We start from the raw sequence: 13,422 nt of genomic DNA on the forward strand, positions 1-13,422 counted from the left end.
TACAACCATATCATCACAAGTGGTCAGACCTCCTACAAGACAGGGAGCATTTCTCTATGATGATTTTGAGTATTGTTGCAACCGTAGTTTTACTCGGTGCGCTCTTTTATCACCGAATCAATCTGCTGCTCAGCAGCGCGATTTTACTTGTCTGGACCGCCGCGCTCGGCGCTGCGGGGCTGTGGAATATCTGGCTGCTAATTCCGCTGGCGATCGTTTTGCTGCCGTTCAACCTTACCCCGATGCGTAAATCCATGATTTCAGTCCCGGCGTTCCGCGCTTTCCGTAAGGTCATGCCGCCGATGTCGCGCACCGAGAAAGAAGCGATTGACGCCGGTACGACATGGTGGGAAGGCGATCTGTTCCGCGGCAATCCCGACTGGCAGAAACTGCACAACTATCCGCAGCCGCGCCTCACCGCTGAAGAACAAGCCTTTATTGACGGCCCGGTCGAAGAAGCCTGCCGAATGGCAAACGACTTCGAAATTACCCACGAGATGGCCGATCTGCCGCCGGAGCTGTGGGCCTATCTGAAAGAGCATCGCTTCTTCGCGATGATCATTAAGAAAGAGTACGGCGGGCTGGAATTCTCCGCTTACGCGCAGGCTCGCGTACTGCAAAAGCTGTCGGGTGTCTCCGGAATCCTGGCGATTACCGTCGGCGTGCCGAACTCATTAGGCCCGGGCGAGCTGCTGCAGCATTACGGTACGGAAGAGCAGAAAAACCACTATTTGCCACGCCTGGCTCGCGGTCAGGAAATTCCGTGCTTCGCGCTGACCAGCCCGGAAGCGGGTTCCGATGCCGGCGCCATTCCGGATACCGGCGTCGTCTGCATGGGCGAATGGCAGGGCCAGCAGGTGCTGGGCATGCGTCTGACCTGGAATAAACGCTATATCACGCTTGCGCCTATCGCTACCGTGCTGGGGCTGGCGTTCAAACTCTCCGACCCTGACCGCCTGCTGGGCGGGGAAGAAGAGCTGGGTATCACCTGTGCGCTTATCCCGACCACCACTCCCGGCGTTGAAATCGGTCGTCGCCATTTCCCGCTGAACGTTCCGTTCCAGAACGGCCCGACCCAGGGGAAAGATATTTTCGTTCCTATCGATTACATTATTGGCGGCCCGTCGATGGCCGGTCAGGGCTGGCGGATGCTGGTTGAGTGTTTATCGGTTGGTCGCGGCATCACCCTGCCCTCAAACGCGACCGGTGGCCTTAAATCCGTCGCCATGGCTACCGGCGCCTACGCGCACATTCGCCGCCAGTTCAAAATCTCTATCGGTAAAATGGAAGGGATCGAAGAACCGCTGGCGCGTATCGCAGGCAATGCCTACGTAATGGACGCCGCCGCCTCGCTGATTACCTACGGCATTATGCTTGGCGAAAAACCCGCGGTACTGTCGGCAATTGTGAAGTATCACTGCACCCACCGTGGCCAGCGTTCAATTATTGACGCAATGGATATTACCGGCGGTAAGGGCATTATGCTCGGCAGCGGTAACTTCCTGGCGCGAGCCTATCAGGGCGCGCCGATCGCCATCACCGTTGAAGGTGCGAATATCCTGACCCGCAGCATGATGATCTTCGGCCAGGGAGCGATTCGCTGTCATCCGTACGTGCTGGATGAAATGGCGGCGGCGCAGAATAACGACATCGACGCTTTCGATAAGCTGCTGTTTAAACACATCGGGCACGTGGGGAGCAATAAAGTGCGCAGTTTCTGGCTGGGCCTGACCCGCGGTCTCACCAGCAGCACGCCGACCCGCGATGCCACTCGTCGCTACTATCAACATATGAACCGACTGAGCGCCAACCTGGCCCTGCTGTCCGATGTCTCAATGGCGGTACTGGGCGGTAGCCTGAAGCGTCGTGAAAGAATTTCTGCGCGTCTGGGAGATGTGCTGAGCCAGCTGTACCTGGCGTCGGCGGTCCTGAAACGCTATGACGATGAGGGGCGTAACGAAGCGGACTTACCGCTGGTTCACTGGGGGGTACAGGATGCGCTGTATCAGGCCGAGCAGGCGATTGACGATCTGTTGGTCAACTTCCCAAATCGTCTGGTCGCCGGAGCGCTTCGCGTGGCCATCTTCCCGACCGGACGTCATTACCTGGCGCCTTCAGACAAGCTGGATCATAAGGTAGCGAAAATTCTGCAGGTCCCGAGCGCGACGCGTTCGCGTATCGGCCGCGGTCAGTATCTGACGCCGAGCGAGCATAACCCGGTCGGCCTGCTGGAAGAGGCGCTGCTTGATGTCATGGCGGCAGACCCCATCCACCAGCGCCTGTGCAAAGAGCTGGGCAAGAATCTGTCGTTTACGCGTCTTGATGAGCTGGCCCACAACGCGCTGGCAAAAGGGTTAATCAATCAGGACGAGGCGGACATTCTGGTCCGGGCTGAAACCAGCCGACTGCGCAGCATTAACGTCGACGATTTCGCCCCGGATGAACTGGCGACCCGGCCGGTAAAGCTGCCGGAGAAAGTCCGCAAGATTGAAGCAGCTTAAAAAGCCCAAATAATCACATCACGATCGAGGCGGGGACTTCCCCGCCTCTCTTTTTTCAGATAATTCATCGAAGGGTATTTCCAGGGCTGTCATTCTTTTACAAAATATTCCCTGAGCCGTCCCTCGGCTGATATGGTGTTAAAATCATTATAATTCCTCTCATCATACTGGAGTTCACCACCGTGCCCGGACTGAAAATAACCCTTTTACAACAACCGCTGGTGTGGATGGACGGTCCCGCCAACCTGCGCCATTTCGATCGTCAACTGGAAGGGATAACCGGGCGTGACCTCATTGTTTTACCCGAAATGTTTACCACTGGCTTCGCGATGGAGGCAGCAAAACAGTCGCTATCGCAAGAGGAAGTGGTTGCCTGGATGGAAGCTAAAGCCGCACAAACCAACGCGCTGATTGCCGGTAGCGCCGCGCTACAAACGGACCGCGGTCCGGTTAACCGTTTTTTGCTGGTTGAGCCCAACGGTCAAATCCATTTCTATGACAAACGGCACCTGTTTCGCATGGCGGATGAACATCATCATTACGAGGCGGGTAACGAACGGGTTATTTTTGCATGGCGCGGCTGGAGAATTCTGCCGCTGGTGTGCTACGACCTGCGTTTCCCGGTGTGGTCACGCAACCATAACGACTACGATTTAGCGCTGTACGTTGCCAACTGGCCCGCCCCACGTTCAATGCACTGGCAGTCGCTGCTGGTCGCCAGGGCTATCGAAAATCAGGCTTATGTAGCCGGATGCAATCGCGTCGGCACCGATGGCAACGGGCATCATTACCGGGGCGATAGCCGGATAATTACCCCGCAGGGCGAGATTATCGCGACGGCCGAACCGCATCAGGCAACCCGCCTGGACGCTGAGCTTTCGCTGACGTCGCTAAAAGAGTATCGCGAGAAGTTTCCGGCCTGGCAGGACGCTGACCCCTTCACGCTCAACTAAAGCAAGCAAACTCGGGGAGCCATGGCTCCCTTTCTTATGCCGCAAACGCGCGCGTCAGGCCGGCAGCAAAGCCAAAAAAGTTTACCTGTCACCCATCAATGCGATTTGCGCAAGGCATGCGGGCTGCGCCGAGAGTCAGCATGTTATCGAGAGGATAGAAGCGTGTGTGAAGGCCTGGCTCAGGAAACGGCACGGGCCAGAACGACGAAAGCCTGAATCATTGCTGATTCAGGCTTTCTGAATAGTGGCGGAACGGACGGGACTCGAACCCGCGACCCCCTGCGTGACAGGCAGGTATTCTAACCGACTGAACTACCGCTCCACTTACTGTTCCCTTGGGAACGAGGCGAATATTACGGATTCCCCTCTACCCCGTCAACGCTTTTTCTTCATTTTTGAATCGCTTGCTGCAAAAATCGCCCATCAGGCTATTTTTAGCGCGTTTACGGGTAAATCAGGCGCGCCACAGGCAGCTTCCGCCTTTCTTTTGCACCAGATCGAGCCGCGATTCATGGTTCATCAACTCTTCATCGGAGGCATAAACCACCCGTAATTTGCTGGCAGCGCGAACAACGCGTTGAATGCCCATTTCTCCGGCCTGCTGCTGACCTTCCCCTTCCATTGAGAAAGCCATCGTCGTCTGGCCGCCGGTCATCATCAGATAGACGTCAGCCAGAATCTGGGCATCGAGCAACGCGCCGTGCAGCGTTCGCTTGCTGTTGTCTATTTCATAACGTGAACAGAGGGCATCAAGGCTGTTACGCTTGCCCGGGAACATTTTACGCGCCAGGGCCAGGCTGTCGGTCACCTTACAGAAGGTATCCGTCTTCGGAATTCCGCGATTCAGCTTCGCAAATTCATAATCCATAAAGCCGATATCAAACGATGCGTTATGGATGACCAGCTCCGCGCCGCGGATATAGTCGATGAACTCATCGACCACATCGCCAAACGCGGGCTTATCCATCAGGAATTCGTCCGCAATGCCGTGAACGCCAAACGCTTCAGGATCCACCAGCCGGTCCGGCTTTAAATAGACGTGGAAGTTGTTTCCGGTCAGGCGGCGGTTGATCACCTCCACCGCACCGATTTCAATTATCTTGTGCCCTTCATAGTGCGCACCAATCTGATTCATACCGGTGGTTTCGGTATCGAGAACGATCTGTCGCGTAATTGCAGTGCTCATAGCGGTCATTTATGTCAGACTTACCGTTTTACGTATCGATTTCAATTACAGGAAGTCTACCAGAGATGCTCAAACAGGTAGAAATTTTCACCGATGGTTCTTGCCTGGGAAATCCAGGCCCCGGCGGCTACGGTGCGATTTTACGCTATCGCGGGAAAGAAAAAACTTTTAGCGAAGGCTTTAACCTTACGACGAACAACCGCATGGAGATGATGGCCGCCATCGTCGCCCTGGAAGCGCTGAAAGAACATTGTGAAGTGATCCTCAGTACCGACAGCCAGTACGTGCGTCAGGGGATTACGCAGTGGATCCACAACTGGAAAAAACGCGGCTGGAAGACGGCGGACAAGAAACCGGTAAAAAATGTCGATCTCTGGCAGCGCCTGGACGCCGCGCTGGGTCAACACAAGATCAAATGGGAATGGGTTAAAGGCCACGCCGGGCATCCGGAAAACGAACGCTGCGACGAACTGGCGCGCGCGGCGGCATCTAACCCAACCCGGGACGACATCGGTTATCAGGCGGAAAGCTAATTCTGCCCCTTGCGCCACTGACGCGTGGCGCCTACCGCCTGCGGTATCCGTTTTTTTGCTTTGCCCGATTTCATCGGGTTTAGCGTCAACGGGATAGTGCGTTTACGGGCAATGATCAGCTGCAGACATCCCAACGCCGGGAGATGCGTACTGAGCATTTTCCCCCCGTGGCGCGACCAGGGAAGGACCTGATAGCCCCCATAATGCATAACTTCAAAATTAAGCAACCCCAGCCAATCCATCTGACGCGTTAAGGTGAACATGCGGCTGTTATAGGGGGGCTTATTGCGTAATACCGGCACCAGCTTACGTAAACCCATCAGGCTCATGGGGTTAAAACTGGTTAAAATTATCCAGCCATCGTCGATCAGCACTCTATCCGCTTCCCGCAGCAGTCGATGCGGATCGCTGCACCACGGTAAGGTATGCGCCAGCAGGCAGGCATCGACCGACTTCTCGGCAAAAGGCAAATGCAGCGGATCGGCCTTTACCTGCACCGGATTTCCTTGTAAAGAGACATTCACCTGATGGGAAATCGCACAGGATTCAGTATTGATTTCCGCGCTCAGATTGCCAATCTTAAGTAAATGAAAGCCATATAATTTAGCGAGCCAGGGCTTCATCTGCCGTTCCAGCGACTCGCGGTAGTATTCGCCCCACGGCATGCTGGACCAGTGCTCTGGCGCTGTAACTGTTTGAGGTATCCTTGCCGGCTTCATCGCAACCTTCCGCTACGCATTAGAGGTAATTTATGAATCTTATCAGTATTCCCGCATTTCAGGACAACTACATCTGGGTTCTTAGTGAAGATAGCGGGCGCTGCCTGATAGTCGACCCGGGAGAAGCCGATCCGGTACTCGCCGCCATTGAACAAAATCGCTGGCAGCCGGAAGCTATCCTGTTGACGCATCATCACCACGACCACGTTGGCGGCGTAAAAAAACTGCGGGAAAAATTTCCGGCCATAGCGGTTTACGGACCGGCAGAAACCCAGGATAAGGGCACAACCCACATCGTCAAGGACGGAGAAAGCATCTCTGTTTTGGGCCGCGAATTTTCTATTTTTGCCACGCCAGGTCACACTTTAGGACACATCTGTTTCTTCAGCGCACCTTATCTATTTTGTGGCGACACAATGTTTTCCGGCGGCTGCGGCAGACTGTTCGAAGGGACTGCAGAGCAGATGTATCAATCATTTAAGAAGATTAACGCCCTCCCTGACGAAACCTTAATATGTTGCGCACATGAGTACACATTAGCAAATATGAAGTTTGCAATGAGCATCCTTCCCCATGATAGGGATATAAATGATTATTATCACAAAGTTAATGAGTTACGTGCAAAAAACCAAAAAACACTCCCCGTAATTCTGAAAAATGAGCGTCGTATAAATTTATTTCTTCGCACAGATGATGATGATTTAATTAAGGAAATTAGCAAAGAAACAAATTTGCAACACTCTGCTCAGCGATTTGCATGGTTAAGGTCAAAGAAAGACGACTTCTGATATTTAATTCTTGTCTTCAGCCGACTTCACCGTTATCCTTGCTCGTCTTTTAAGCAACTATTGACACACACATGAAGGCACGAGCGATTTTACTCGCCTCTGTCCTGCTGGTGGGGTGCCAGGCGTCTAAGAACGATGGCACCGTACAACAGCACGCACAGAGCCTTTCTGCAGCGAGTCAAGGGGAAGCAAGCAAGTTCACAAGTCGAGCGCGCTGGTTAGATGATGGAACCTTCTACGCGCAAGACCAGGATCTGTGGACTTCGATAGGCGACGAGCTAAAGATGGGAATTCCGGAAAATGTCCGGATTCGCGAACAAAAACAGAAGTACTTAAGAAATAAGAGCTATCTCCACGATGTAACTTTACGGGCAGAGCCGTATATGTACTGGATAGCCGGGCAAGTTAAGAAACGTAACATGCCAATGGAACTGGTATTACTACCCATAGTGGAGAGCGCTTTTGACCCGCACGCAACGTCTGGCGCCAATGCCGCAGGCATCTGGCAGATCATTCCGAGCACCGGGCGCAATTATGGTTTGAAACAGACCCGCAGTTACGATGCGCGTCGTGACATCGTTGCCTCAACTACGGCAGCGTTAAACATGATGCAACGTCTGAACAAAATGTTCGACGGCGACTGGTTGTTAACCGTCGCGGCGTATAACAGCGGCGAAGGCCGGGTAATGAAGGCTATCAAAGCGAACAAATCACGGGGTAAACCCACCGATTTCTGGTCGCTGTCATTACCGCAGGAAACCAAAATATACGTACCAAAAATGCTGGCCCTGAGCGATATACTCAAGAACAGCAAGCGGTATGGCGTAAGGCTGCCGACGGCAGACGAAAGCCGAGCCCTGGCGCGTGTACGCCTCGACAGTCCGGTTGAGATTTCACAACTGGCGGATATGGCAGGAATGCCTGTCAGCAAGCTGAAAACGTTCAACGCCGGCGTGAAGGGGTCGACTCTGGGTGCAAACGGCCCCAATTACGTCCTGGTTCCGCAGAAGCACGCGGCGCAGCTGCGTGAATCTTTGGCCTCTGGCGATATTGCCGCCGTACAGCCGACTCAGCTTGCAGATAACAGACCGTTGACCAGCCGCAGCTACCAGGTGCGCTCCGGTGATACCCTTTCCGGCATTGCATCGCGTCTCGGGGTATCAGCGAAAGATCTGCAGCAGTGGAACGGCATTCGCGGCTCTGGCCTGAAAGTGGGGCAGAATCTGGTGATTGGCGCAGGCAGCAGCGCGGAACGTCTGGCGAACAATAGCGATAGCATTACCTATCGCGTACGTAAAGGCGACTCTCTGTCGAGCATTGCGAAACGTCATGGCGTGAACATCCGCGATGTGATGCGCTGGAATAGCGATACCGGCAACCTCAAGCCCGGCGATCAGCTAACGCTGTATGTGAAGAACAGCGACAGACCAGAATCCTGATGATTCAGCAGGCATTAAAAAAGGCACCCTCGCGGTGCCTTTTGTTTTATCTCTGGGTTAGATTGCCTTATGGGCCTCAAACATAATCGTATCGCTGGTGAACGAACCGTCCTGCTGCAAGGCAAAATAGGCCTTAACCTCCGCTGATGCGCTGTCCTGGTATAAACGAATCGCCTCCGTCAGCGCCGCAGGCGTCCGCATCCGCGCGACCCATGAGCTGAACTCCAGAGGCAAGCGATCGGTCAGCAGATGATTTATCACCAAACCGGCCTCGCTCGCCATTGCCAGCCACTCGCCGCTGGAGTAGTTGCGGACATGGGAAGTATCGCGCAGGGCTTCAACGGTTTGCAGCCAGACGTCGCGAACAGGGTGACCGGGCGACATCACATCCATAATAATCATCACCCCACCCGGCTTCAGCACCCGCTTCACTTCGCGCAATGCCTGGCCGACGTCGTGCCAGTGATGCGCAGAATAACGGCTGATCGCCACATCAAAGCTGGCATCAGCGAAAGGCAATGATTCAGCGTAGCCCTGCTGAGTGGCGATATTGGTGAAACCTTTATCCCTTGCGGCCTGAGCCACCACGTCCAGCATCTGGCTGGATAAATCATATGCCGTCACCTGGGCAACCTGCCCTGCCGCCGCAAAGCTGGCGTGTCCGGCGCCGCATCCCATATCCAGCACGTGGGCCTGCGGGAAGTCCGCCAGCCGTTCGGCCAGGCGCTGTAAATCCCGCCCGGAAGCGTGTACGGCGCTGGTCAGGTAGGCGCTGGCCTGTGAGCCAAACTGTTTTTCGACGTTGTCATGATGAGAGCGTGTTGTCATTGCATTGTCCTTCGGTAGTTTGAGTAATAAAGGCAGCACCATGCATACGCAGGCCTGCCCCATGGCAGGCCTGACATACCTTAATTAATCAGGCTTGCCGGGACTGAATTCGACTAGTAGAGGGTTGTGATCGGAGGCGCGGGTCACCAGCACGGAAGCGTCGTGCACGCTTAACCCCCGATAAAACACAAAATCAAGCGGACGACCAAAAGTGCGACGGCGCTGATCGTCAGAGAAGCGGACTTCGCGCAGCGACATTTCACGCGCAAAGCGATACAAAGCGTTCATTCGCGGACGGCTCCAGGCGTTAAAGTCGCCCGCCATTATCACCGGCCCGCTGTGATGGGCAATCTGGTCGCCAATCGGCAGCAGCTGTTTGCTGTAGACATCAACGCCAAGACTAAAATTGACCGCGTGGATATTCACCACCATCAGCAGACGGGAATCCGGTAACGGGTAAACGGTGACCAACGCTGACTTTGCCAGCCGCAGGATAGGCTCGCGTTCGCGCAGAGGGCAGCAGTAAATGGGGTGCGCGGAAGCTAACGTCATGACCCCGGAAGGATGCTGCGGGAGCACCAGAGCCGGAACCTGGTCCGCGGCCAGATAGTTGGAGGTGGCGAATTTCACTAACTCAGGCGTGGTTTGCGCTTCCTGCAATAACACCAGGTGAGCATCTTTACCGAAATTATTAAGCACGGATTTCCACTCGGCGCGCTGTTGCTTGAAGATGTTCCACACAAGCACGCGGATTTTCTCATCCGAGCTTAACGGTACCCCGGCCGGAAAAGCCGGAGTCATGCCAGCAAACGACCCCGGAGGTAAGATTCTCTCCGCGGGTTGTCCGGCGACATAGCGCATGGCATAGGTATTCTTTCGCAATTTAGGCATCAAACCTCGATAACAGGAAACCAGCCCGACTGCGGCTGGTTCTTCTGTTATAGGGATTTTTGTATACACTTTCAATGCAATTTGCCAGAAACCTTTATCCTTCTACGGAAAGAGCCGTAGTACGGCGCCGAGGCCTATCGAGCCGACCGCTGAGAACCACCAGTAACAGTGCGACCAGAACAATTAACGCGCCAATCCACGGCGTCTGAGCCAGACCATAATGCTCTACCGTCTGACCGCCAATCACCGATCCTAAGGCAATCCCGATATTAAAGGCGGCAATATTCAGGCCAGAGGCAACGTCAACCGCGCCAGGGGTATACTGCTCCGCTTTCTGCACCACGTACACCTGCAGGCCCGGAACGTTACCAAAAGCAAAGATGCCCATCACCAATACCGTCGCCAGCGCCGCATACTGCAAACTGGCCGTAAATTGAAAGATCAGAAGTAAAGCAACTAACGCGGCAAAAATCAGCTTCAGCGCGGGCACGGCGCCGTGTTTATCCGCCAGCCTTCCGCCCCATACGTTGCCCACCGCCACAGATACACCGTAGCCGAGGAGGATCCAGCTAACGGCCGCTGGGCTAAATCCGGCAAGATCCTGCATCATCGGCGCCAGGAAGGTAAAAGCGGTAAATACGCCGCCATATCCTAAAGCAGTAATGGCGTAGATAATCAGCAAACGAGGATGGGTCAGAACCTGCAGCTGGGCGCGCAATCCCGCGCTGACGCGGCCAGGAATGTTATTCGGCACCAGAATAAGGCTGCTCATTAACGCAATGACGCCAAGGATCGACACGGCGAGGAACGTCTCACGCCAGCCAAAATGTTGGCCGATAAAGGTGCCTAATGGCACCCCGGTCACCAGCGCAACAGTCAGACCGCCAAACATAATCGCAATCGCCGAAGCCGCTTTCTCTTTCGGGACCAGGCTGGTCGCAATTGTCGATCCGATCGAAAAGAAAACCCCGTGCGCCAGCCCCGTTAACAGGCGTGCCAGAACCAGAGTTTCATAGCCCGGCGCCTGCCAGGCCAGCAGGTTACCGGCGGTAAACAGCGCCATTAACGCGAGCAGCAGTTGTTTACGCGGCATCCGCCCGGTCAGCGCGGTGAGTACCGGGGCGCCAATCGCCACGCCGAGTGCATAGATCGAAACCAGCAGCCCCGCAGAGGGGAGCGAAATAGCAAGTTGTTCTGCGATAGTGGGCACCAGGCCCACGATGACAAATTCGGTCGTGCCAATAGCAAAGGCACCGATAGTTAAGGCCAGTAGCGCCAGCGGCATAATGTACTCCGTATCAACATGATTAAGATGACACGTAGTATGAAGAGATGTTTTAATAACAAAAATAGCCAAAGTATCAATAGAATTTTGCCACAGGTGCAATAATGAGAGCTACCTCAGAAGAAATCGCCATTTTTGTCGCCGTGGTTGAAAGCGGCAGCTTTAGTCGCGCAGCCGAACAGCTAGGTCAGGCTAATTCCGCCGTCAGCCGGGCGGTGAAAAAGCTGGAATCAAAGCTCGGCGTGAGCCTGCTTAATCGTACGACCCGTCAGCTAAGCCTGACTGAAGAGGGAGAGCGTTATTTCCGTCGCATGCAGGTTGTGCTTCAGGAGATGGCCGCTGCCGAGAATGAGCTTCTGGAGAGCCGTACGACGCCAAGAGGTCTGTTACGGGTTGACGCCGCAACGCCGGTGATACTGCATTTTCTGATGCCTTTGATAAGACCCTTCCGCGAGCGCTACCCGGAGATGAACCTTACGCTGGTTTCGTCAGAAACCTTTATCAATCTGATCGAGCGGAAAGTCGACGTCGCGATCCGCGCCGGTACGCTGACCGACTCCAGCCTGCGCGCCAGGCCATTGTTCAATAGCTACCGCAAAATTATCGCTTCACCGGACTATCTTGCTCGCCATGGAACGCCGCAAAGCGTCGCTGAGCTAAAACATCATCAGTGTCTGGGCTTTAGCGAACCCGTTTCATTGAATACATGGCCAATCTCCTGCTGTGATGGTCAGCTCCTGGAAATCGAAAGCGAGATATCTTCCAATAGCGGAGAAACGCTTAAGCAGCTGTGCCTGGCCGGTAACGGAATCGCCTGTCTGTCGGACTATATGGTGGATAAGGAGATTGCTGAAGGGGCGTTTGTCGAGCTGCTGGCTGACAAACGACTGCCGATTGAAATGCCGTTTAGCGCGGTTTACTACAGCGACAGGGCCGTAAGCACGCGGATCAGAGCCTTTATCGACTTTCTTAGCGAGCATGTAAAACAGCTCCCGAAGGAGCTGTAACAGGGTTGTAGAGTACAGATGGGGATTAAATTAGTCCCATTCAGGCGCCAGACCGTCCGGGCTAACCAGACGATCGTTGCTGTCCAGCGCGGCGATCGCCTGGCGATCGTCTTCATCCAGCTGCAGATCCTGAGCTTTGAGATTGCTTGCCAGGTTTTCGCGCTTAGTCGAAGACGGGATTACCGCATAACCTTCGCCCATTGCCCAGGCCAGGATAACCTGCGCCGGCGTGGCATCGTGTTTCGCCGCGATACGTGCGATCGCTTCATCTTTCAGCGCCTTACCGTAGGCCAGCGTCATGTAAGAGGTGATATGGATACCGTGTTCACGTGCCCAATTAACCACTTTACGGTTCTGCAGATACGGAGAGAGTTCAATCTGGTTGGTCGCGATGTTCTCCGCGCCAACGGCAGCAATTGCGCGCTCCATCAGCGGAATAGTGAAGTTAGAGATACCAATCTGACGGGTCAGCCCCTGTTTTTTCGCTTCCAGCAGCGCGGCCATAAACTCTTCAACCGCAACGGCATCATTTGGCGACGGCCAGTGGATTAACGTCAGGTCGACATAGTCAGTACGCAGCTTCTGCAGGCTCTCTTTCAGGCTGGCGATCAGCTTCTCTTTGTTGAGATTTTCAATCCAGATCTTGGTGGTGATGAACAGTTCATTGCGCGCAACGCCGCTTTCTGCAATCGCCTGACCCACAGCAGCTTCATTATCATAGATTTGCGCGGTATCAATGGTGCGATAGCCCAGTTCAAGCGCCGTTTTTACAGATGTAATAACCACGTCATCTTTCAGACGGAAGGTCCCAAGACCAAATACAGGGATTGTCATGATTTTCCTCTTTCTTCATTCATATCGGTTAACGAGGACAATTATGACCAACGAGAAGATTGAGAAAAAGAGCGCTAAATGCAGAGGATTTTTGCTAAAACAGCAATAATTAAACAACAGGTAAAGAAAAAGCCCTGAGCAAATGCTCAGGGCTTTTAATAAGTGGCGGAACGGACGGGACTCGAACCCGCGACCCCCTGCGTGACAGGCAGGTATTCTAACCGACTGAACTACCGCTCCACCGAATACTTCTGTAACCACCGGATTAATGCACCGGCTTACTACTTAATTTGATGCCTGGCAGTTCCCTACTCTCACATGGGGAGACCCCACACTACCATCGGCGCTACGGCGTTTCACTTCTGAGTTCGGCATGGGGTCAGGTGGGACCACCGCGCTGTTGCCGCCAGGCAAATTCTGTTATCTGTATCAGGCTGAAAATCTTCTCTCAAATCCGC

Annotated in this window: 12 protein-coding genes, 2 tRNA genes and 1 rRNA gene; 6 read left to right on the forward strand and 9 right to left on the reverse strand. The window is 54.2% G+C overall.

All coding sequences use genetic code 11. The annotated features are described in order from the left end of the window. Positions 1-56: 56 nt before the first annotated feature. The gene (gene fadE / locus GUC22_RS21780) at positions 57-2,501 is read left to right on the forward strand and encodes an acyl-CoA dehydrogenase FadE (RefSeq protein ID WP_064342197.1); all 2,445 of its coding nucleotides are present in this window, start codon (positions 57-59) and stop codon (positions 2,499-2,501) included. Between the two features lie 182 nt (positions 2,502-2,683). Further along, positions 2,684-3,454: an amidohydrolase gene (locus tag GUC22_RS21785; protein ID WP_004133852.1), complete on the forward strand. Its 771-nt coding sequence runs from the start codon at positions 2,684-2,686 to the stop codon at positions 3,452-3,454. A 245-nt stretch (positions 3,455-3,699) separates the two neighbouring features. Here the strand turns inward: GUC22_RS21785 and GUC22_RS21790 are convergent. After that, a tRNA-Asp gene (locus GUC22_RS21790) sits at positions 3,700-3,776 on the reverse strand. Between the two features lie 132 nt (positions 3,777-3,908). Then, positions 3,909-4,640, reverse strand: coding sequence for a DNA polymerase III subunit epsilon (dnaQ, locus tag GUC22_RS21795; protein WP_004133854.1), 732 nt, complete (start codon positions 4,638-4,640; stop codon positions 3,909-3,911). 65 nt (positions 4,641-4,705) lie between these two features. Here dnaQ and rnhA point away from each other — a divergent pair, with 65 nt between their 5' ends. Then, positions 4,706-5,173 (forward strand): ribonuclease HI, encoded by a 468-nt coding sequence (rnhA, locus tag GUC22_RS21800; RefSeq protein ID WP_004129160.1) that lies wholly within the window; start codon positions 4,706-4,708, stop codon positions 5,171-5,173. Here the strand turns inward: rnhA and GUC22_RS21805 are convergent. Beyond that, positions 5,170-5,892, reverse strand: coding sequence for a class I SAM-dependent methyltransferase (locus GUC22_RS21805; protein ID WP_004133856.1), 723 nt, complete (start codon positions 5,890-5,892; stop codon positions 5,170-5,172). The two genes, rnhA and GUC22_RS21805, sit on opposite strands and share 4 nt — an antisense overlap. A gap of 32 nt (positions 5,893-5,924) precedes the next feature. On the opposite strand from GUC22_RS21805, the gene gloB reads away from it, so the two are divergent. Together gloB and mltD are read left to right on the forward strand one after the other, a co-directional pair. Next, the gene (gloB, locus tag GUC22_RS21810) at positions 5,925-6,680 is read left to right on the forward strand and encodes a hydroxyacylglutathione hydrolase (RefSeq protein ID WP_024359139.1); all 756 of its coding nucleotides are present in this window, start codon (positions 5,925-5,927) and stop codon (positions 6,678-6,680) included. Between the two features lie 71 nt (positions 6,681-6,751). Then, positions 6,752-8,119: a murein transglycosylase D gene (gene mltD / locus GUC22_RS21815; RefSeq protein WP_024359140.1), complete on the forward strand. Its 1,368-nt coding sequence runs from the start codon at positions 6,752-6,754 to the stop codon at positions 8,117-8,119. Between the two features lie 57 nt (positions 8,120-8,176). On the opposite strand, the gene GUC22_RS21820 is transcribed toward mltD, so the two are convergent. From GUC22_RS21820 to GUC22_RS21830, 3 genes are all read right to left on the reverse strand, one after another. Next, on the reverse strand, positions 8,177-8,947 hold the full coding sequence (locus tag GUC22_RS21820; RefSeq protein WP_004133862.1) for a class I SAM-dependent methyltransferase: 771 nt from the start codon (positions 8,945-8,947) through the stop codon (positions 8,177-8,179). Positions 8,948-9,031: 84 nt separating this feature from the next. Continuing rightward, positions 9,032-9,829 (reverse strand): endonuclease/exonuclease/phosphatase family protein, encoded by a 798-nt coding sequence (locus GUC22_RS21825; RefSeq protein WP_024359141.1) that lies wholly within the window; start codon positions 9,827-9,829, stop codon positions 9,032-9,034. 103 nt (positions 9,830-9,932) lie between these two features. Continuing rightward, positions 9,933-11,123, reverse strand: a complete 1,191-nt coding sequence (locus GUC22_RS21830) for an MFS transporter (RefSeq protein ID WP_004133865.1) — start codon at positions 11,121-11,123, stop codon at positions 9,933-9,935. A 104-nt stretch (positions 11,124-11,227) separates the two neighbouring features. On the opposite strand from GUC22_RS21830, the gene yafC reads away from it, so the two are divergent. Beyond that, positions 11,228-12,130, forward strand: a complete 903-nt coding sequence (gene yafC / locus GUC22_RS21835) for a DNA-binding transcriptional regulator YafC (RefSeq protein ID WP_004133867.1) — start codon at positions 11,228-11,230, stop codon at positions 12,128-12,130. 30 nt (positions 12,131-12,160) lie between these two features. Here the strand turns inward: yafC and dkgB are convergent, their stop codons facing one another. From dkgB to rrf, 3 genes are all read right to left on the reverse strand, one after another. Further along, complete coding sequence (gene dkgB / locus GUC22_RS21840) at positions 12,161-12,964, reverse strand: 2,5-didehydrogluconate reductase DkgB (protein ID WP_024359142.1); 804 nt, start codon at positions 12,962-12,964, stop codon at positions 12,161-12,163. A gap of 163 nt (positions 12,965-13,127) precedes the next feature. Further along, positions 13,128-13,204, reverse strand: a tRNA-Asp gene (locus GUC22_RS21845). A 55-nt stretch (positions 13,205-13,259) separates the two neighbouring features. Then, positions 13,260-13,375, reverse strand: a 5S ribosomal RNA gene (gene rrf / locus GUC22_RS21850). Between the last annotated feature and the right edge of the window lie 47 nt (positions 13,376-13,422).

This window comes from Klebsiella sp. MPUS7 (genome assembly GCF_009905335.1).
GTDB classification, from domain to species: domain Bacteria; phylum Pseudomonadota; class Gammaproteobacteria; order Enterobacterales; family Enterobacteriaceae; genus Klebsiella; species Klebsiella grimontii.

Coding starts and splice junctions, on each gene's coding strand:
- fadE (WP_064342197.1), top strand. CDS start 57: ATGATGATTTTGAGTATTGTTGCAACCGTAGTTTTACTCGGTGCGCTC.
- dnaQ (WP_004133854.1), bottom strand. CDS start 4,640: ATGAGCACTGCAATTACGCGACAGATCGTTCTCGATACCGAAACCACC.
- rnhA (WP_004129160.1), top strand. CDS start 4,706: ATGCTCAAACAGGTAGAAATTTTCACCGATGGTTCTTGCCTGGGAAAT.
- GUC22_RS21805 (WP_004133856.1), bottom strand. CDS start 5,892: ATGAAGCCGGCAAGGATACCTCAAACAGTTACAGCGCCAGAGCACTGG.
- gloB (WP_024359139.1), top strand. CDS start 5,925: ATGAATCTTATCAGTATTCCCGCATTTCAGGACAACTACATCTGGGTT.
- mltD (WP_024359140.1), top strand. CDS start 6,752: ATGAAGGCACGAGCGATTTTACTCGCCTCTGTCCTGCTGGTGGGGTGC.
- GUC22_RS21820 (WP_004133862.1), bottom strand. CDS start 8,947: ATGACAACACGCTCTCATCATGACAACGTCGAAAAACAGTTTGGCTCA.
- GUC22_RS21830 (WP_004133865.1), bottom strand. CDS start 11,123: ATGCCGCTGGCGCTACTGGCCTTAACTATCGGTGCCTTTGCTATTGGC.
- yafC (WP_004133867.1), top strand. CDS start 11,228: ATGAGAGCTACCTCAGAAGAAATCGCCATTTTTGTCGCCGTGGTTGAA.
- dkgB (WP_024359142.1), bottom strand. CDS start 12,964: ATGACAATCCCTGTATTTGGTCTTGGGACCTTCCGTCTGAAAGATGAC.